Annotated in this window: 15 protein-coding genes and 1 pseudogene; 6 read left to right on the forward strand and 10 right to left on the reverse strand. The window is 74.2% G+C overall.

From position 1 onward, the window contains the following. Positions 1-144 precede the first annotated feature (144 nt). Both AB0399_RS28565 and AB0399_RS28570 read left to right on the forward strand, forming a co-directional pair. Positions 145-924: a DUF4232 domain-containing protein gene (locus tag AB0399_RS28565; protein WP_366413313.1), complete on the forward strand. Its 780-nt coding sequence runs from the start codon at positions 145-147 to the stop codon at positions 922-924. 75 nt (positions 925-999) lie between these two features. Further along, the gene (locus tag AB0399_RS28570; RefSeq protein ID WP_329367368.1) at positions 1,000-2,103 is read left to right on the forward strand and encodes a MerR family transcriptional regulator; all 1,104 of its coding nucleotides are present in this window, start codon (positions 1,000-1,002) and stop codon (positions 2,101-2,103) included. 69 nt (positions 2,104-2,172) lie between these two features. Here AB0399_RS28570 and AB0399_RS28575 read toward each other — a convergent pair whose 3' ends face one another. Beyond that, positions 2,173-2,583, reverse strand: coding sequence for a Fur family transcriptional regulator (locus tag AB0399_RS28575; protein ID WP_328466221.1), 411 nt, complete (start codon positions 2,581-2,583; stop codon positions 2,173-2,175). Positions 2,584-2,921: 338 nt separating this feature from the next. On the opposite strand from AB0399_RS28575, the gene katG reads away from it, so the two are divergent. Further along, positions 2,922-5,159, forward strand: a complete 2,238-nt coding sequence (gene katG, locus AB0399_RS28580) for a catalase/peroxidase HPI (RefSeq protein WP_366413314.1) — start codon at positions 2,922-2,924, stop codon at positions 5,157-5,159. A 129-nt stretch (positions 5,160-5,288) separates the two neighbouring features. Here the strand turns inward: katG and AB0399_RS28585 are convergent, their stop codons facing one another. Beyond that, positions 5,289-6,215 (reverse strand): DUF5937 family protein, encoded by a 927-nt coding sequence (locus AB0399_RS28585; protein ID WP_366413315.1) that lies wholly within the window; start codon positions 6,213-6,215, stop codon positions 5,289-5,291. 306 nt (positions 6,216-6,521) lie between these two features. Here AB0399_RS28585 and AB0399_RS28590 point away from each other — a divergent pair, with 306 nt between their 5' ends. Together AB0399_RS28590 and AB0399_RS28595 are read left to right on the forward strand one after the other, a co-directional pair. Beyond that, on the forward strand, positions 6,522-7,511 hold the full coding sequence (locus AB0399_RS28590) for an aldo/keto reductase (protein WP_366413316.1): 990 nt from the start codon (positions 6,522-6,524) through the stop codon (positions 7,509-7,511). 148 nt (positions 7,512-7,659) lie between these two features. Beyond that, positions 7,660-9,105: a hypothetical protein gene (locus tag AB0399_RS28595; protein ID WP_329367359.1), complete on the forward strand. Its 1,446-nt coding sequence runs from the start codon at positions 7,660-7,662 to the stop codon at positions 9,103-9,105. On the opposite strand, the gene AB0399_RS28600 is transcribed toward AB0399_RS28595, so the two are convergent. Then, positions 9,084-11,180 carry an ABC transporter ATP-binding protein gene (locus AB0399_RS28600; RefSeq protein WP_366413317.1) on the reverse strand — a complete coding sequence of 699 codons (2,097 nt, stop codon included), beginning with the start codon at positions 11,178-11,180 and terminating at the stop codon, positions 9,084-9,086. The two genes, AB0399_RS28595 and AB0399_RS28600, sit on opposite strands and share 22 nt — an antisense overlap. Before the next feature lie 273 nt (positions 11,181-11,453). Then, positions 11,454-11,885 carry a MarR family winged helix-turn-helix transcriptional regulator gene (locus AB0399_RS28605; RefSeq protein ID WP_328466231.1) on the reverse strand — a complete coding sequence of 144 codons (432 nt, stop codon included), beginning with the start codon at positions 11,883-11,885 and terminating at the stop codon, positions 11,454-11,456. An 85-nt stretch (positions 11,886-11,970) separates the two neighbouring features. On the opposite strand from AB0399_RS28605, the gene AB0399_RS28610 reads away from it, so the two are divergent. Then, entirely contained in the window at positions 11,971-12,894 is a 924-nt protein-coding gene (locus tag AB0399_RS28610; RefSeq protein ID WP_366413318.1) for a zinc-binding dehydrogenase, read from the forward strand. A 66-nt stretch (positions 12,895-12,960) separates the two neighbouring features. On the opposite strand, the gene AB0399_RS28615 is transcribed toward AB0399_RS28610, so the two are convergent. The 6 genes and pseudogenes from AB0399_RS28615 to AB0399_RS28640 form a co-directional block, all read right to left on the reverse strand. Further along, positions 12,961-13,560, reverse strand: a complete 600-nt coding sequence (locus AB0399_RS28615) for a hypothetical protein (protein WP_366413319.1) — start codon at positions 13,558-13,560, stop codon at positions 12,961-12,963. Between the two features lie 117 nt (positions 13,561-13,677). Then, positions 13,678-14,220 carry a hypothetical protein gene (locus AB0399_RS28620; protein WP_329367349.1) on the reverse strand — a complete coding sequence of 181 codons (543 nt, stop codon included), beginning with the start codon at positions 14,218-14,220 and terminating at the stop codon, positions 13,678-13,680. A gap of 161 nt (positions 14,221-14,381) precedes the next feature. After that, on the reverse strand, positions 14,382-15,731 hold the full coding sequence (locus AB0399_RS28625; protein ID WP_329367347.1) for an ammonium transporter: 1,350 nt from the start codon (positions 15,729-15,731) through the stop codon (positions 14,382-14,384). A gap of 97 nt (positions 15,732-15,828) precedes the next feature. Further along, complete coding sequence (locus AB0399_RS28630) at positions 15,829-16,791, reverse strand: urease accessory protein UreD (protein WP_366413320.1); 963 nt, start codon at positions 16,789-16,791, stop codon at positions 15,829-15,831. A gap of 1 nt (position 16,792) precedes the next feature. Beyond that, positions 16,793-17,413, reverse strand: coding sequence for an urease accessory protein UreG (ureG, locus tag AB0399_RS28635; RefSeq protein ID WP_328466242.1), 621 nt, complete (start codon positions 17,411-17,413; stop codon positions 16,793-16,795). A 61-nt stretch (positions 17,414-17,474) separates the two neighbouring features. Then, a pseudogene (locus tag AB0399_RS28640) lies at positions 17,475-17,912 on the reverse strand (urease accessory UreF family protein); the annotation flags it as partial. Between the last annotated feature and the right edge of the window lie 83 nt (positions 17,913-17,995).

A 17,995-nucleotide genomic window follows, 5' to 3' on the forward strand; every position in this document is an offset into this window, starting at 1 on the left:
CCAGGAAGCGTCATTCTCGCAGTTCAGGGGGGTGGAACGGTTCCAGTGCCCTCAACTGTGGCCAGACTGTCGAACGCGGGACGCGGCACGGCGCAGAGTTACGGCATCCCACCGCTCCACCACTCACAGCGAAGGCATGCCACCGTGAACGTGAAATCCGTCCTGACCTCCTCCGCGGTCCTCCTCGTCAGCGCCCTCGGCCTCACCGCCTGCCAGTCCGGTTCCACCTCCGCGAGTGACGCGACTCCCTCGCAGCAGGCGAGTGCCGCTTCCGTCGCCTCGGGTGACAAGGAGTCGGCCTCCGCGCCCGCCGCCTCCCCCTCGGACCGGTCGACGTCCGGCGGCTCCTCCTCCGGCGGCTCGGCCGGCTCGAAGGGCTCGACCGGCTCCGGCAACTCCGGCGGCACCGGTGGTTCCGGCGGCAGCACCTCGGGCTCCCACGCCACCAGCGACAGCTACGCCTTCGCCCACCCCTGCACGGCGGGCCAGGTGCGGGTGACCGTGACCCGCCGCGACTCGGCGCCCACCCAGCGGGTGATCGAGGTCCGCAACACCGGCGCCTCCTCCTGCGGCCTGAGCTACTTCCCGCTGGTCTCCCTGGACGACTCGCACGCCGCGGACGGCGGCAAGGCCGTCAAGCCGCTCATCCCGAGCGGCCTCGGCGGCGCGCCGGCCTTCCCGGTCTACGCGGGGCACACCGCCTACGCGGTCCTCGACCTCGACCCCAGCGGCGCGACCTCCGGGACCGTGGACGGCATCGACGAGCTGAACGTCCTGGCGAACGGCGACCACATGCCGAACGCCGACACCGTCAACTTCCGGCTCGGCTCGGGTTCCCTGGTGCTCAAGCCGAAGCTGGGCCTGTACGGGGCCACCGTCGCCGAGGCGGTCGCGTCCATGCGGACCGCCGACACCAGTTCCTGACCGCGCGGCGCGGCGCCCTCGCTCCGGCCGGCCGTGGTTGACCCTCGACCATGTCGAGGGTCGACAGTTCCAGAAGTGGAGAGCGAGATGCGCAGCATCGGCGAGATGGCCCGGGACAGCGGACTGAGCGTGAGCGCCCTGCGGTTCTACGACGGCGCGGGCGTGCTGCCCCCGGCCCGGGTGGACCCGGTCAGCGGCTACCGCTGGTACGACCCGGAGCAGCTCGACGAGGCGCGACTGCTGGCACGGCTGCGCCGGACCGGTATGCCGCTGGCGGACATCCGGCTGGTGCTGGCCGGCTGGTCCGGTGCGGACACCGACCTGGTGCGGGGGTTGCTCCGGGCGCAGGTGCGCCGGCTGGAGCGGGGCCTGGCCGAGGCTCGCGGCGAGCTGTCCACGGTCCGCGCACTCCTCGACCGCAGGGAGAACCCCATGGCTCCGCTCCGCACCACGGCCCTCCGTCTCACCGTCGCCGCACCCGCCCTGGCCGCCGCGCTGGACGCGGTCCGCTTCGCCGCCGGCACCGACCCCGACCTTCCCGTGCTCGGCGGCGTGCTGGTCGACGTCGCGGACGGGGCGCTGCACACCGTGGCCACCGACCGCTACCGGCTGGCCGTCGCACGGGCCGCCGTCACCGCTCAGGACGGGCCGCCCGCCCGGTTCGTGGTGCCCTCCCCGCTCGCCGACGCGATGCGCGCGCTGCTGCCCGCCGCGGGAGAGGTCGAACTCGCCCTGGACGGCGACCAGGTGGCCCTGGAAGCCGGGGGCCGCCAGGCGGCCGGCGAGTGTCTCGGCCACGGCTTCCCCGACTACCGCCGGCTGGTCCGGCTGCCGGCGGGCACCCGCGTCCCCGTCGACGCCCCGGCCTTCCGCCGGGCGGTGGAAACCGGCCCGGTGCGCGCCGGCGAGGCGCCGGCGGGCGAGCGAGGGGGACAGGGGGCGGAGCTGAGCCTCCTCAAGGTGACCGGGGACGGCTCCGCGGTGACCGTCTGCGCGGACGGCGACGACGATCCGGGCCGGGTCGCCGTCAACCGCCGATACCTGCTGGACGCCCTGGACGCGGCGGCCGGCGACCGGCTGGTGCTGGAGTTCGGCGCCCCCACGGCGCCCCTGGCGATCCGGCGGGCCGACACCGACGACACCTTCTCGGTGCTGATGCCCGTCCGCCTGGAGAGCTGAGCGTACGGCCGGGCCGCTGCGTGCAGCTGCGCGTACGGCCGGGCCCTGCGTGCAGCTGCGCGCGTACGGCTACGTGCAGTCCGGGCAGAGCCCGCGGTAGGTGACCTCGGCGGCGGAGACGGTGAAGCCGAAGCGCTCCTCGACCGGGAGGGCGGCGAGCGGGTCGCCGGTGGGGTGGACGTCGCGCACGGTGCCGCAGCCGGCGCACACCAGGTGCTGGTGCGGGTGGTGGGCGTTCGGGTCGTACCGCTTGGCGCGGCCGTCGGTGGCGACCTCGATCACCTCGCCGAGGGAGACCAGCTCGCCGAGCGTGTTGTAGACCGTCGCCCGCGAGATCTCGGGCAGGCGGGCGATGGCGCGGGCGTGCACCTCGTCGGCGGTGAGGTGCACGTGGTCGCCGTCGAGCACCTGCGCGACGACACGCCGCTGGGAGGTCATCCGCCAGCCGCGGGCCCGCAGTCGCTCCACCAGGTCGCTCATGTCGGTTCACCTATTCGGGATCGCGGAATGACCGCACTTTACCAGTGAGCGTCCGGAATTTGACCGGATATGCCCTTGGGCCCCTTCTTGACTTGGACTGCGTCCATCGTAGGATCGGTTCCGGCGACAGCCAAGGGCCAGGAAGCGCCCTGTACGGCAGGAGACGCCGACACGGCAGGAGCAGGAGCAGGAGACACAGACGTCGAGCCGCTCACCCGCGGTTTCCGGGCCGTTCCGGCTCCGCCGGGCGCTCCGCGGCTCCCCTGTCCCGCCTCCCCGGCTCCTCCACCGCCCGCAGTGCCTGAGCACCGTGATCCGCCAGGTCCGGAAGGATTTCCATGTCTGACAACACCCACAACAACGACGCGATCGTCGTGGACGCCAAGACGGAGGGCGCGGGAGGCTGCCCGGTCGCGCACGACCGCGCCCCGCACCCGACCCAGGGCGGCGGGAACCGCGGCTGGTGGCCGGACCGGCTCAACCTGAAGATCCTCGCCAAGAACCCCGCCGTGGCCAACCCGCTCGGCGAGGACTTCGACTACGCCGCGGCGTTCGGCACCCTCGACCTCGCGGCCGTCAAGCAGGACGTCGCCGAGGTGCTCACCACCTCGCAGGACTGGTGGCCGGCCGACTTCGGCAACTACGGCCCGTTCATGATCCGGATGGCCTGGCACAGCGCGGGCACGTACCGGATCAGCGACGGCCGCGGCGGCGCCGGCGCCGGGCAGCAGCGCTTCGCCCCGCTCAACAGCTGGCCGGACAACGGCAACCTGGACAAGGCCCGCCGCCTGCTGTGGCCGGTGAAGAAGAAGTACGGCCAGAGCCTGTCCTGGGCCGACCTGCTGATCCTCGCCGGCAACGTGGCGCTGGAGTCGATGGGCCTGGAGACCTTCGGGTTCGCCGGCGGCCGCGAGGACGTCTGGGAGCCGGAGGAGGACGTCTACTGGGGCCCGGAGACCACCTGGCTCGACGACCGGCGCTACACCGGCGACCGCGAGCTGGAGAGCCCGCTCGGCGCCGTCCAGATGGGCCTGATCTACGTCAACCCCGAGGGCCCCAACGGCAACCCGGACCCGATCGCCGCGGCCCGCGACATCCGTGAGACGTTCCGCCGGATGGCGATGAACGACGAGGAGACCGTGGCGCTGATCGCGGGCGGCCACACCTTCGGCAAGACCCACGGCGCCGGCCCGGCCGACGCCGTCGGCGACGACCCCGAGGCCGCGCCGATCGAGGCGCAGGGCCTGGGCTGGAAGAACAGCTACGGCACCGGCAAGGGCGCGGACGCCATCACCTCCGGCCTGGAGGTGACCTGGACCAGCACGCCCACCCGGTGGAGCAACGGCTTCTTCGACAACCTCTTCGGCTACGAGTGGGAGCTCACCAAGAGCCCGGCCGGCGCCAACCAGTGGAAGCCGAAGGACGGCGCCGGCGAGGGCACCGTCCCGCACGCCCACGACGCCTCGAAGAAGATCGCGCCGTCGATGCTCACCACCGACCTGGCGCTGCGCTTCGACCCGGTCTACGAGCCGATCTCCCGCCGCTTCCACGAGAACCCGGCGGAGTTCGCGGACGCGTTCGCCCGTGCCTGGTACAAGCTGACCCACCGCGACATGGGCCCGAAGTCGCTGCTGCTCGGCCCGGAGGTGCCCGCGGAGACCCTGCTGTGGCAGGACCCGCTGCCCACGGCGGACTACGAGGCGATCGACGCCGCGGACGTCACCGCGCTCAAGGCGAAGATCCTCGGCACCGGCCTGACCGTCCCGCAACTGGTCTCCGCCGCCTGGGCGTCGGCCTCGACCTACCGCGGCAGCGACAAGCGCGGCGGCGCCAACGGCGCCCGGGTCCGCCTGGAGCCGCAGCGCGGCTGGGAGGTCAACAACCCGGACGAGCTGGCCACGGTGCTGCGCGCCCTGGAAGGCGTCCAGCAGGAGTTCAACGCCTCCTCCGGTGCGAAGAAGGTGTCGCTGGCCGACCTGATCGTGCTCGGCGGCGCCGCGGCGGTCGAGAAGGCCGCCAAGGACGGCGGGCACGCGATCGAGGTGCCCTTCACCCCCGGCCGGGTCGACGCGACCGACGAGCACACCGACGCGGAGTCGTTCGCCGCGCTGGAGCCGGGCGCCGACGGCTTCCGCAACTACGTCGGCAAGGGCAACCGGCTGGGTGCCGAGTACCTGCTGCTCGACCGGGCCAACCTGCTCACGCTCACCGCTCCGGAGACCACCGTCCTGGTCGGCGGCCTGCGCGTGCTGGGCGCCAACCACGACGGTTCGAAGCTCGGTGTGCTCACCGACGCCCCGGGCACCCTGACGAACGACTTCTTCGTCAACCTGCTCGACCTGGGCACCACGTGGACGCCGACCTCCGAGGACTCGACCACCTTCGAGGCCCGCGACGACGCCACCGGCGCGGTCAAGTGGACCGGCACCCGTGCCGACCTCGTGTTCGGCTCGAACTCCGAGCTGCGCGCGCTGGCCGAGGTGTACGCGAGCGACGACGCGAAGCAGAAGTTCGTCACGGACTTCGTCGCGGCGTGGACCAAGGTGATGGACCTCGACCGGTTCGACCTCGCCTGAGCGACCGCTCTGCACTGCCGAACGCGCGGACCGCGCCGGGGCCATGGCCCGGGCGCGGTCCGCGCCGTTTCGGCGCCCAGGGCTCAGGGGGCCACGGCTCAGAGCGCCAGGACTCAGGAGGGCCAGGGCTCAGGGGGCCAGGAGGGATTCGGCCGTCGCGGTGCGGGCGTACAGGACGCTGCGGCCGGTGCGGTGCGCGGTGGTGAGGCCCGCGTCGCGCAGCGCGGTGAGGTGCTGGGAGACGGCGGGGGCCGACAGGCCGGTACGGGCGGCGAGCTCGGTGGTGGAGGCGGGGGAGTCGAGTTCGGCGAGCAGCAGCGCCTTCGACCGGCCGAGTACGGCGGCGAGCGCGTCGCCCCGGACCACCGGGCGGGACGCCCACAGGGTGCCGACGCCCCTTGCCGGGTAGGCCAGTTGGGGCGGGTCCGGGGGCCGCACGAGGGTGAGGGGGCCCGGACCGGTGAAGGCGGAGGGGATCAGCAGCAGCCCCGCGCCCGCGGTGTTCCGGGCCAGGGCCCGCCGTCGGCGGCCGAGCCGTAGCGCGCTGTCGTTCCAACTCACCGAGGGGTGAAGGTCGTTGAGCAGCGCGGCCGCGCCGTGCTCGGCGACCTGGCGGGCGCGGTGGAAGATGTCGGCGTCGAGCACCGCGCGGACCCGGGCCCAGTAGGGAGCCAGCGCCACCTCCCAGTAGGCGGTGATCTCCTCGGCGAGCGGCGGGAGTTGGGCGCGCGGTTCGGCGTGCAGGGCGCGGGCGCGCGGGCCGAGACCGCCCGGAGCCGCGCGGAGCCGATCGAGGTCGTGGCGGACCTGGGCGGCGGGTGCGGCGAGGACCCGGGCCAGTTCCGCCGCGAGGGTGGGGGCGGGGCCTGCGGGCGCGGGGTTGAGGAAGTCCGGAACGTAGCCGTCCGGCGCGTCGGGCGGGATGAGTTCGGCCAGCCTGCCGCGGTCCAGCCCGGCGGCGGCCACCCGCGGCCGCACCTGGTCGATCCAGGGCTGGTGCACGGCGTGCGCCGCGCGCGAGCGCAGCAGCCGGAAGCTGGTGCCGACCTCCCACATCGGCGAGACGGCGAACCGCGTCTGCGCCAGATCGCTGGTCGAGAACGCCAGTTCCGCGGGAATCGGGGCCTCCGGGATTTCGGTATTCCTTAATCGTTGGCACCGAGCCTAGTGCGCGGCGAGCATGCCGGCATGACCTCGAAGAACATGACCTCGGGCAGCGCGGAAGCGAATCCGGAACGTCCGGCAGGTCCGGCAGGTCCGGCAGGTCCGGCCGGCCCGGCTCCTTCCGCGGCGCCGGCGGGGGAGCCCGGTCCGGCGGCGGGCGGGACCGGGGAGCCGGCACCCGCGGGACCCGCCACTTCCATGGCCGGCAGGACCGACAGGACCGACAGGACCGACAGCACGGCCGGCCCCGACGGCCCCGGCCGTACGACCGCCGCCGGCCCCGCCGACTCCCGCCCCCGCCCGGTCACCGCGGACGCGTCCGGCACCTGGGTGCTCGGCGACCTTCCCGTCCACCGGATCGGGTTCGGCGCGATGCGGCTGCCCCAGACCGGCGAGGCGTTCGCGGCCGGAGCGGCACCCCGCGACCGCGGCCAGGCGATCCGCGTGCTGCGCCGCGCGGTCGAGCTCGGCGTGAACCACATCGACACCGCCGCCTTCTACTTCTCGCCGCTGCGCTCGGCGAACGAGCTGATCAACGCCGCGCTCGCGCCCTACCCCGAGGGCCTCGTCCTCACCACCAAGGTCGGACCCGGCCGCGACCCGTCCGGCCGGTGGCAGCCGCACGCGGGGCCCGGGCAGTTGCGCGGCCAGGTCGAGGAGAACCTGCGGCAACTCGGCCGCGACCACCTCGACGTGGTGAACCTGCGGATCGTCGGCACCGACTCGATCGCCGAACGCTTCGGCGCCTTGGCCGAGTTGCGCGCCGCGGGCCTCATCCGCCACCTCGGCGTCTCCAACGTCCGCCCCGCGCAGCTCGCCGAGGCCCGGGCGATCGCCCCGGTGGTCTGCGTGCAGAACGCGTACGGCGTCGGCTCGGCGCCCGAGCAGCGCGACTTCGTCCGGGCCTGCGGCGAGCAGGGCGTCGCCTACGTGCCGTTCTACGCGATCGCCGGCGCCGGCGGCCAGGCGGGCGCGGGCGGCACCGAGAGCGAGGACGTGCTCGCCGTCGCCCGCGCGCACGGCGCGACCCCCGCGCAGGTCCGGCTCGCCTGGACCCTTCAGCACGGCCCGCACGTCCTCGCCATCCCCGGCACCGGCGACCCCCGCCACCTCGCCGAGAACCTCGCCGCGAGCGCGCTGCGCCTCACCCCGGCGGAGGTGGCCCGCCTCGACGCGGTGCGCCGGTGACGCGGTCGCGCCGACCGGCCGCCCCGAGCCGCGCACGGCATACCGGACGAATGGGGCGTGGCGGCGCGGATATCGGGGGTCGGGGTCTGCATGATGGCGGGGCGGGTGTCTGTCGTCGGTCGCGGGTTCCGAGTGAAGTGGGTGGAGCATGCCGGAGCAGGAGCTCTCGTCGTACGGATCGGCTCGCGGGGTGAACCGGCGGGCGCTGCTTCAGGCGGCCGGCCTGGGTGCCGGGGTGCTCGCGGCCGGCGGCTTGGCGGCCGGCCGCGCGGACGCGGCGGGCCTGGGCGGCATCCCGGCCACCAGGAGCGGTGCGGGCGCGGCGGGCCCGGCGGACGCGCCGCTGGACGCCGTGAGCGCGGACCTGCCGCTCACCGGGGGACCGGACTTCCCGATCGGCCTGTTCTGGCCGCCGCACCCGTACGAGACGACGCTCGCCCGCTACCGGGAGATCACGGACGCCGGGTTCACCTTCCTGATCACCGGCAACTACCAGTTCGACGCGCGCAGCGCGGGCTACGCGCTGGGCATGGCGGACCAGGTCGGGCTGAAGGTGGTGGTCGCGGGCGACCCGCGGATCGAGGCGATCGCCCAGTACCTGACGATCACCGACGACCGCACCGTGCCGTCGTCGATCACCACGGCCGACGCCGCCTCCTGGGTGCGCACCTCGCTGGGCAGCTACGCGAACCACCCGTCGCTGGCGGGCCTCAGCGTCTACGACGAGCCCGCCCGCGCCCGGTTCCCCAACGTCGGCGCGCTGACCGGCATCGTCCGCAAGACCGCGCCGGCCCTGCTGCCGTACGCCAACATCAACCGCGGCAACGGCGCGACCTACGCCGACTTCGTGCAGAGCTACCTCGACACGGTCAAGCCCGCCCTGATCTCCTTCGACCGCTACCCGATCCTCACCGACGGGATCGACATCGACTACTTCGACACCTGGGCGATCGTCCGCGCCGCGTCGCTGAAGTCCGGCCTGCCCGCGTGGACCTACATCCAGTCGACCGGCTACAACAACCACCGGGTGCCCACCGCCTCGCAGTTGGCGTGGCAGGTCAACATCAGCCTGGCGTACGGCTGCAAGGGCATCCAGTACTTCACCTACTGGACCCCCGACCCGGCCCGCGGCGAGGGCTACACCCAGGCCCTGATCACCACCGACGGCGAGCGCACCCCGCTCTACGACGCCGCCACCGCGCTGAACACCGGCTGGCTCCAGCCGGTCGGCCGCCAACTCAAGCCGCTCGTCTCGGAGTCCGTGCAGCACGCGAACGACACCCCGCTGCCGCCCGGCACCACCGCGTTCACCCCGGGCGACCGCCTCACCGCGGTCACCGGTGACGCCGCCGTCCTCGGGCTCTTCAAGCCGGCCCCGGGCGCCGCCGACGACGGCACCCGCCACCTCCTCGTCGTCAACCGCGACCCCGACGCCCCCGCGTCCGTCCAGATCCGCGTCGACCCGGCCCAGGTCAAGGCCGTCGCGAGCTTCACCCCCGCGACCGCCGCCTACACCCCCGTCCCCGCCTCCCCCACCCTCGCCGTCATCCTCCCCCCGGGCGCCGCGTCCCTCTACCGCCTCTCCCCCAACTGACTCCCGGTGGCCGCCTCTTCACCGGGCGCGGCCGCGGACTGGGTGGGGAGGAGGGTGGTGCGGTCGTTCTGGAGGACCCAGAGGTCGTGGAAGAGGCCCGGGGCGTCGCGGAGTCGGGGGAAGGTGCCGTACTGGACGAGGCGGCCCTTGTCGAGGACGGCGATCTTGTCCGCGACGGTGACGTTGGCCAGGCGGTGGGTGACCAGGACCACGGCGCGGTCGGCGGCGAGCGCGCGCAGCCCGGTGAAGATGCGGTGTTCGGCGCGGGGGTCGAGCGCGGCGGTCGGCTCGTCCAGCACGAGCAGGCCCGCCCGGCGGTGGAACGCCCGTGCCAGGGCCACGCGTTGCCACTGGCCACCGGACAGTTCCTGGCCGCCCCACCACTCGCGGGCGAGCAGGGTGTCGAGGCCGGAGCGCAGCGCGGCCACCACGTCGTCGGCGCCCGAGGCGCGGGCGGCGGAGTGCACGGCGTCGTCGGCGTCCGACGCCCCGTCGCCCGGCACCGCCTGGCCCAGGGTGATGTTCTCCCGGGCGGTCAGCGGCCACTGCGCGTAGTCCTGCGGCACGACCGCGACCCGGCGCCAGGCCGCTTGCGCGTCAAGGGTGTCGGTGTCGGCGCCGTCCCAGGTCACGGCGCCCGCCGTGGGCAGGTAGAGCGCGGCGAGCAGCTTGCTGAGCGTCGTCTTGCCGGAGCCGTTCTCCCCCACCAGGGCGAGGACTTCGCCACGGCGCACCTCGAGGGTGACATCCCGCAGGGACGGCCCGTCGGCGTCCGGGTAGGTGTAGTCGACGTGCTCGGCGCGTACGGTCACCGGTCCGGTGGGCACGGCCGCGCCGCGCCGGATGCGGTGGCCGCCGGCCTCGTCGAGGAAGCCGGACCAGTCGTCGAGGTACATGCCGGTGCGGAAGATGATCGCGCCGTAGCCGACGATGCCGTGCAGCCCCGACGCCACCGACCGCAGCGCGAAGGTCGCGGTGCCGGCGGAGGCGACGGAGATCCGGCCGGTGCCGATCAGGGCGATCAGCGCCGCCCAGACCGCGCCGGCCGCGAGCCCCCCGACGAGGCTGCCGATCAGCGAGGTCTTGGCCGCCTGCCAGGCCGCGCGGTCGGTGGCGGCGTCCACCCGGGCGCCGGCGGCGCGGTACTTGCCGAGCAGGAAGTCGGCCATGGTGCCGGAGCGGATCTGGTCGGCGTTGTCCTTGTCGACCAGGTGCCAGCGCAGCAGCCCGAGCAGGCGCCGGTCGCCCATGGTGTCCAGCGAGGCGAGGTAGTTCAGACGGGCGGCCCGCACCCCGGCGACCGCCTGCGGGAGTGCCGCGAGCAGCAGCAGCGGCAGCAACAGCGGGTGCACGGAGGTCAGCACGGCAGCCGCGGCGACCAGCGAGGCGGCCGCGGCGAGGATGTTCTGCGACTGGTTGAGCAGGTCCTGCGAGACCTCGACACCGCGATCGGCCGCGTCCCAGCGGTCGTTGTACCCGGGGTGGTCGTATGCCGTCAGTTCCGCGTGGGTCGCCGCGTCCAGCAGCCGCAGCTCCGCCTCGCGGGCGATCCGCGGGGCCAGCCGGGTGGACAGTCCGCCGACCGCGATGCCCAGCACCGCCCGGATGCCCGCCGCCGAGGCGAGCAACACGATCGACGGCACGGCCTGGTGCAGGCGTTCGGTGATGTGACCCGAGGCGATCACGGCGGTGATGGTGCCGGTGACGGCGAGCAGGCCGACGGCCTCCAGCACGCCGGAGAGCACCTGGCAGACCAGCAGCGCGGTCACCGCCCCGCGGTCCACCTGCCAGGCCATCCGCAGCGCCCGGCTGATCAGTTGGGGCAGCCGGCGGGCCATCGCGCGCAGGGTGATGGCGTGGCCGGCGTCGAGCAGCCGACCGCCGGGGATCTCCCACCGCATCTGCTCGGACGGAGGTTCCGGAGGCTGTTCGGACGGCACCCCGGTGCCGGTGCCGGCCTCAGTGCCGGTGCCGGCCCCGGTGTCCGCATCGGACGCCGTGCCGCCGTCCGGCGGTTCTCCCGCGGAGCCGTGCGACGGCGGCACGGCCTGGGCCCCGGGTGACGGCTCGGTCATCGGGGTCCCCCTCCGCCCTGCGATCCGGCCCACCAGTCTGCCCCCGGCCCCGCCCACGAACCCGGACGACGCCGAAACACCCCCCGGCGCGCGGGCGCACCCGCCACCGAGCGGCGTACGCCCAGGCGCTTCCACCCCGGCGCGTTCCCTCGCCCGGCGCGCCACCGCCACCGCCACCGACACCGCGCGGGGGATCACCGCGGGGGATCGCCGGGCAGCACGCCCGCCGCACACCCCACCCGGGTCACGCCCCTTCCGGCGGACCCGCCTCGCTCACGGCGCCTCGTGGAGCCGGGTCAGCAGAGCCGTCAACCGGCGCTGGTCGGCCGGGCCGAGCGGTGCCAGCAGTTCGGCGTTGGCCGCCTCGGCCAGCACCGCGCAGCGCGCGAGGACGGCCTCGCCCTCGGCGGTGACCGTGACCGCGTTCTTGCGGCGGTCGGCGGGGTCCGGGGCACGCTCGACGAGCCCCGCCTCCTGGAGGTGGTTGAGGATGCCGACCATGTCCTTGGGGTCGACCGCGAGCCGGCGCCCCAGGTCGGCCTGCGCGACGGGACCGTACTCGGCGGTCGCGGCCAGCACCGCGTGCTGCATCAGCTTCAGCCCCTCCGCGGCGATCGCCTCGGCGACCAGCCCCCTGCCCCGCGCCGCGACGCGGCCGACCAGCCAGGTCGGCAGGGACTGGATGTGCGCGAGGGCTGACGTCATGGACCGAGCCTACCCAAATTCATTGGACTCCCCAACGACAATCTCCTATCGTTGGGATGCCCAACGAAACGGATCGGGGAGTCCATTGCTGCGCATGCGCCATGAAGCGAACGGCGGGTCCGAGGTGCTGTCCGCCGAGGAGGTCGAGCGCCCCGAGGCGGGAGCCGGAGAGGTGCTGATCCGGGTCGAGGCGATCGGGGTGACCCTGCCCACCGTGCGCAAGCTCCGGGAGAGCGCCGAGCCCGTCCCGCTCGGCGGCGAGGTCGCCGGGGAGGTCGTCGCCGTCGGCGCGGGAGCCACGGCTTTCCGCGTCGGAGAGCGCGTGACCGGGCTGTGCTTCGCCGACGCCTACGCGCAGTACGCGGTCCTCGACTCCGCGATGGCGTCCCGCGTGCCGGACGGCGCGAGCGCCGTGGAGGCGGTCGCGCTGGTCCGCAGCGGGCTGGTCGCACGCGGCGCGTACGAGGCCGCGCGGGTCGCGCCGGGCGAGTCGGTCCTGGTCACGGCGGCGGCCAGCGCGGTGGGCACGCTCGCCCTCCAGTACGCCAGGGCCGGCGGCGCCGGACGCGTGGTCGCCGCCGTCAGCAGCGCCGGCAAGGCCGACTTCGTCCGCGGCATGGGCGCCGACGAGGTCGTACGGTACGAAGACGCCGACTGGGGCGGCCCGTTCGACGCGATCCTCGACGGCGTCGGCGGCGACCTGCTCGGCCCCGCCGTGCGGACCCTGGCGACGGGCGGCCGGCTGGTGGCCTTCAGCTCCGGCGGCGGCACCGTGGAGGCGTACGAACTCCTGGTCCGCGGCGCCTCGGTGATCGGCTTCCAGATGAGAGCCGTCGCCCTCGGCCGACCGGAACTCTACGGCCGCTGGCTGCGCGAGCTCTGGCACCTGCGCGACGCGGGCACGCTGCGCACCGCGGTGCACGAGGAGATCCCGCTCGCCGAAGCGGCACGGGCGCACGCCCTCATCGAGCAGCGCCGCAACCTCGGCAAGGTGGTCCTGATCCCCTAGCGCCGTCGCCATCGCCGTCGCCGTTGCCGTCACGTGACGGGCTCTGGGCCCGGTCCGCTACCCGCACTACCCGCGCTTCGTGCGCTTCCGCTGCGCGGCGGCGGCGCGCGGCGGCGGGGCGTCCTCGTCCCCGTCCACCGGCTGCCACTGGGGGCTCTCCGCGAGCAGGCCGTCGATCCGGCCGCGTAGGTCGTCCCGATCGGAGGGGTCGAGGCCGACGGGCGCCTGCCGCAGCACCGGCTCCAGCATCAGCCAGCGCTCCTCGACCCGCGCGGGATTGCCGGAGATCCGGCGGGCGGCGGCGGTGTCGCGCCGCTCCTTCTCCTCCAGGGCGAGCACGGCCGCGAGTGCGCGGACCGCGTCGGCGGCGTCGGCGCGGCCGGCGGCCGTCAGGTCCTCGGCGGTCGCCCCCACCGCGTGGGCGAAGCGGGCCACGGTCTCACCGGTGCCGCGGTACGCCACCTTCGTCCGGTTCACCGACTGGAAGCCCTTGATGATGCAGCGCCACCACGGCTCGCTCAGCTTCCGCTTGGAGTAGCCCAGCTTCTTCGCGACCGCCGCGCTCACCTCGGTCCGCGCGGCGACCATCCGCCCGGACAGGCCCTGTCTCTCCGCGGCCGCGGCGAGCAACAACCCCTCAGGGGGCGGCCGCAGGGTCTCAGTCATGACGCGAGCTTCGCACCACCGCGCACCCGCCGTCCAACACCCCGGAGCGTCCACGAACCGCCGGCACCTTCTGCCGATCAGCGGACCCGGCGACCCGCGGACCCGGGGCCCCGCGGGTCAGCCGGTCGTGACCACGCGGGCGGACAGGTGGACCAGGCGGGCCACTCCGAACTGGAGCATCAGCGGCAGCGTGTGCGCGGCGGTGACGCCGTGCACCGCGCTGAAGGTGACGGTCGGGCCGGTGCCGCCGAAGGTCACCGTGGTGCCGTCGGGCAGGTAGATCCCCGCGTCCATCAGGGAGCCGGGGGCGCCGCTCTTGCCGGCCCCGGCGATGGCGCCGCGACCGGCGTCCGGGGTGCCCACCATGTCCAGGTGCTCGGGCACCCCGCTGTCGTTGCGGACCGCCATCGTCAGGGTGCCGTTGCCCGCGCTGTCGAGGTGGGCGACGGCGTCGGTGATGGTCAGATCGACGTCGGCCTCGTGCACGGTGACCTGCCCGGGCGTGTCCGTCGTCGGGGCCTGCGACGGCGCCGCGTGGGACGTGCCGGAGGAGTGCGTGCAGGCCGTGGCGCACGCGGTGAGGGCCGCCGCGACCGCGATCGCCCGGGTGGCGCGTGAGGCTCGGGACGACCGGAAGGCGGTTCGGCGGTTTCGGCTCATTTAGGCATCATGCCAACCCGCGCGCCCGGCCTCGTGGCCGCCCCCGCCAATCCGCCCGCCCGGCGCGACCGCCGGCCCCGGACCCACCCGACCGCCTGGCCCACGGCCCGCGCGCGCACCCGGCCCACGCGGCCACGCGCGCGCCCCTCCGCCCGGCCCCATCAGTCGGACTCCTTCCGGGCCCGCAGCAACGTGGCGATCTGCCGCACGAGTTCGTCGTTGCTGGAGACCGGCTTGCCGGAGACCAGGGCACCGAGCCGCTCCGCGGTCTGGAAGTCGTACGCGCGTTCCCGCTCCTGCCCGGGGACCTTCTCGTACTCCTCCTCGGCGCGGAACCCGACGGTCAGGTCGACCGCCTTCGCGATGATCCAGGTGAGGACGAAGGAGAACGCCATGACGGCGAGGATCGCCACGACCTGGCGGCCCAGGAGGCCCCCTCCGCCGCCGTAGAACAGGCCCTTCTTGCCGCTGACCCGCGCGGTGGCGAGGAGTCCCACCATGATCAGGCCGATCAGCCCGCCGACCCCGTGCACCCCGACCACGTCGAGCGTGTCGTCGAGGTTGAGACGGAACTTGAGGGTGATGGCGAAGGCGCACACCGCGCCCGTGACCAGACCGGTGATGACCGCGCCGAGGGTGTTGATCTCGCCGCACGCGGGCGTGATCGCGACCATGCCGGCGACCGCGGCGGAGACCACGCCCACGGTGGTGACGGTGCCCGTGCGCCACCTCTCGACCAGCGGCCAGGTCACCATCGCGGCCGCCGCGCCCAGCTGGGTGTTGATGAACGCGCCGGCCGCCGCGCCCTGGTCGGTCAGCGCCGAGCCGGAGTTGAAGCCGAACCAGCCGAACCACAGCAGGGCGACGCCGATCACCACCAGCGGGATGTTGTTGGGCCGCTCCTCCCGGCGGGCGAAGTCGCGCGGCGCGCGCAGCACCAGCGCGACCGCGAGCCCGGAGACCCCGGAGTTGAGCTCCACCGGCAGGCCGCCCGCGAAGTCGAGGGCGCCCAGGTGCCGGACGATCCAGCCGTCCGGGTCGAACACCCAGTGGGCGAGCGGCACGTAGACGATGAGCAGCCACAGCACCACGAAGACCAGCCAGCCCCTCATGGTGGCCCGGTCGGCGATGGAGCCGCTGATCAGGGCGACCGTGATGATCGCGAAGCCCATCTGGAAGGTGCTGAAGACATATGTGGGGATGTGCCCGCTCAGCGTGGTCAGCCCGATGCCGCGCATGAACGCGTGGTCCACGTTCCCGATGAGCCCCACCCCGCCGACGTCCGGCCCGAACGCCAGGGTGTAGCCGATCGCCCACCAGACGAGCGTGCCGAAGCAGAGCGCGGCGAAGCTCATCTTGATCATCATCAGGATGTGCCGGGTGCGCACCATGCCGCCGTAGAAGAACGCCAGCCCCGGCGTCATGAGCAGCACCATGGCGGTGGCGGCCAGCAGCCACGCGGTGTCACCGGAGTTGTAGGCGGGCGGCATCGGCGCGGGAGCGACGTTCACAGGGAGTACCTCACGGGTTACCTCACAGGGGGCGGGGTGCGGATCGTCGGATGGGGGCTGCGCCGCGCGCGGACCGTCGCCGCGGCCCGTACCGTCGCTACGCCTTGCGCAGGTCGGGGGCCGGACGGCCGGTGAGCAGCTCGCGCACGCGGTGCCACGCGGCGGTACGGGCCGCGGCGACCCTGATCGGGTCGCTGTCCAGCAGCCGGACCCAGGCGCCGCAGTCCCGCGGCAGCACGCTGGCGCCGTACCGGACCCCGAGGCCGGCCAGCGCCTCGTGCAGGGTGTCGGCGATCTCGGCGGCCGGCCGCAGGTCGGTGACCACGAAGAACGACGAGACGTGGTCGGCGCCGGCGAAGACCGCGGGACCGCCGCCGGGCACGTCGCCGTCCCGGCCGGAGGTCAGCCGGAGCGTGTCGATCGCCAGCAGCGTGCCGTCCGGCCGGGCCACCACCAGGTCGGTGGCCAGCGCCCGGTACTGGTGGCGCTCGCCCCGGGCGAGCCGGCCCGCGGTCAGGGTGTCCCCGAGCAGGACCGTCGCGCCGGGGGCCACGGTGACCTCGGTGCGCTGGTAGAACCGGGAGTCCCGGAACGGGATCACCGGGTCGGGCAGGTACTCCACGTAGCTGCCGGCCTCGGCGGTCAGCCGGACGAGCTGGGTCGCGTAGTCGTACTCCGTCCTGAACACCTTGCTCGCCGCCTGGGTGGTCAGGTGCACCTGGGTGCCGGGGCCGCAGCGGACGTCCATCCGGTAGCGGTCGGCCTGCACGATGCCGCCGCCGGTGGCCATCAGGTAGACGTAGCTCATGCCGGGCAGTTCGGGGTCGATCCACAGCGGCCGCATGATCTGCAGCGGCGTCTTCTGGTAGCGCTCGACGAGTTCGGTGCGGCCGCCCCGCACCGCGAAGGCCAGGTCGAGGATGCCGACCTTGGCCGCCGAGCCGGCGGGCAGCGTGTCGGGCGCCCCCGACGGGCCGACCACCTCGGGCGGGACCCGGGCCGCGCTGTAGTAGCCGGGGGCGAGCCGGTCGGGACGGGGACGGGCCGGGGCGCCCCGCACGTCAGACCAGCACCTTGCGGCGGGACTCCAGGTACCCGGCGATGTCGTCGATGCCGACGCCGGTGAGGCAGTCGGTCAGCACCACCGGGCGGTTCTCGCGGACCCGGTGGGCGTCGGCCTCCATCACGCCGATGTCGGTCCTGACGTACTGCGCGATGTCGATCTTGTTGATCACCAGCAGGTCCGAGTCGGTGATGCCGGGGCCGCGCTTGCGGGGCATCTTCTCGCCCTCGGCGGTGTCCAGCACGAAGAGGAACAGGTCGACCAGCGCGGGGCTGAAGGTCAGCGTGAGGTTGTCGCCGCCGGACTCGAAGAAGAGCATGTCGGTGTCCGGGAAGCGCTCCAGCATCTCGGCGCCGGCCGCGAGGTTCATGGTCGGGTCGTCGCGTACGGCGGTGTGCGGGCAGGCGCCCGTCTCCACGCCGACGACGCGCTCGGGCGCCAGGATGCCGTCGAGGGTGCGGCGGACGTGCTGCGCGTCCTCCTGGGTGTAGATGTCGTTGGTGATCACCGAGGGGTGGTGGCCGCGGGCGATCAGCACCGGCACCAGAGCCTCGATGAGCGCGGTCTTCCCCGACCCCACGGGTCCGCCGATGCCGATCCGCAGGACGTTGTCGTTCACGGTGCTCCCTGGAGTGTGTGGTGGGCGTGGCCGGCGGTGGGCGCCGGCGGGCGGGGGCCGGTCAGCTCGCGAAGAGCCGTGCCTCGGCCCGTTCGTGGCGGCCCGACATGACGTCCGAGGCGAAGGCGGTCGCCCCGACGTCGGCGAGTTCGCGGCGCATCGCGGCCTGTGCGGCGGCTTCGATGACGGGCGCGGCCCGCCGCAGCAGCAGTTGCGCCTTGCGGTGGTCGGTCAGCCGCAGCCGCAGGGCCGCGCCCGCGAAGCTCGCGCAGAACGCGAACAGGTCGGAGACGACGGCCTGGCGCAGCGGTACGCCCGCCGCCGCGTAGATGATCCCGGCGGCCACCGCCTGCGTGCCGGGCGCCGCACCGCCGCGGACCCGCTCGAAGTGCGCGCCGATCTCCGGGTGGTCGAAGACCTCCCGGGCCAGGTCGAGCAGTTGGCGGCCGGTCCGGGTGGACGCGAGCCGCATCTCCCGGCCCAGCTTGGTGGCAGTGATCGTCATGAACACATATCCGAGTATCGACGGCCGGGCTCCCGGCCGACACCGGATTACCGACCGCCCGCGCTCTGCTGCCCCCG

Source organism: Streptomyces sp. NPDC088194, assembly GCF_040702025.1.
Taxonomy (GTDB): Bacteria; Actinomycetota; Actinomycetes; order Streptomycetales; family Streptomycetaceae; genus Actinacidiphila.

Excerpts from the sequence above, each read along its gene's own strand:
- AB0399_RS28615 (WP_366413319.1), bottom strand. The coding sequence starts at position 13,560 with ATGACTGAGACCCTGCGGCCGCCCCCTGAGGGGTTGTTGCTCGCCGCG.
- AB0399_RS28595 (WP_329367359.1), top strand. The coding sequence starts at position 7,660 with ATGCCGGAGCAGGAGCTCTCGTCGTACGGATCGGCTCGCGGGGTGAAC.
- AB0399_RS28575 (WP_328466221.1), bottom strand. The coding sequence starts at position 2,583 with ATGAGCGACCTGGTGGAGCGACTGCGGGCCCGCGGCTGGCGGATGACC.
- AB0399_RS28585 (WP_366413315.1), bottom strand. The coding sequence starts at position 6,215 with ATGTGGGAGGTCGGCACCAGCTTCCGGCTGCTGCGCTCGCGCGCGGCG.
- AB0399_RS28590 (WP_366413316.1), top strand. The coding sequence starts at position 6,522 with ATGGCCGGCAGGACCGACAGGACCGACAGGACCGACAGCACGGCCGGC.
- AB0399_RS28605 (WP_328466231.1), bottom strand. The coding sequence starts at position 11,885 with ATGACGTCAGCCCTCGCGCACATCCAGTCCCTGCCGACCTGGCTGGTC.
- AB0399_RS28600 (WP_366413317.1), bottom strand. The coding sequence starts at position 11,180 with ATGACCGAGCCGTCACCCGGGGCCCAGGCCGTGCCGCCGTCGCACGGC.
- AB0399_RS28620 (WP_329367349.1), bottom strand. The coding sequence starts at position 14,220 with ATGAGCCGAAACCGCCGAACCGCCTTCCGGTCGTCCCGAGCCTCACGC.
- katG (WP_366413314.1), top strand. The coding sequence starts at position 2,922 with ATGTCTGACAACACCCACAACAACGACGCGATCGTCGTGGACGCCAAG.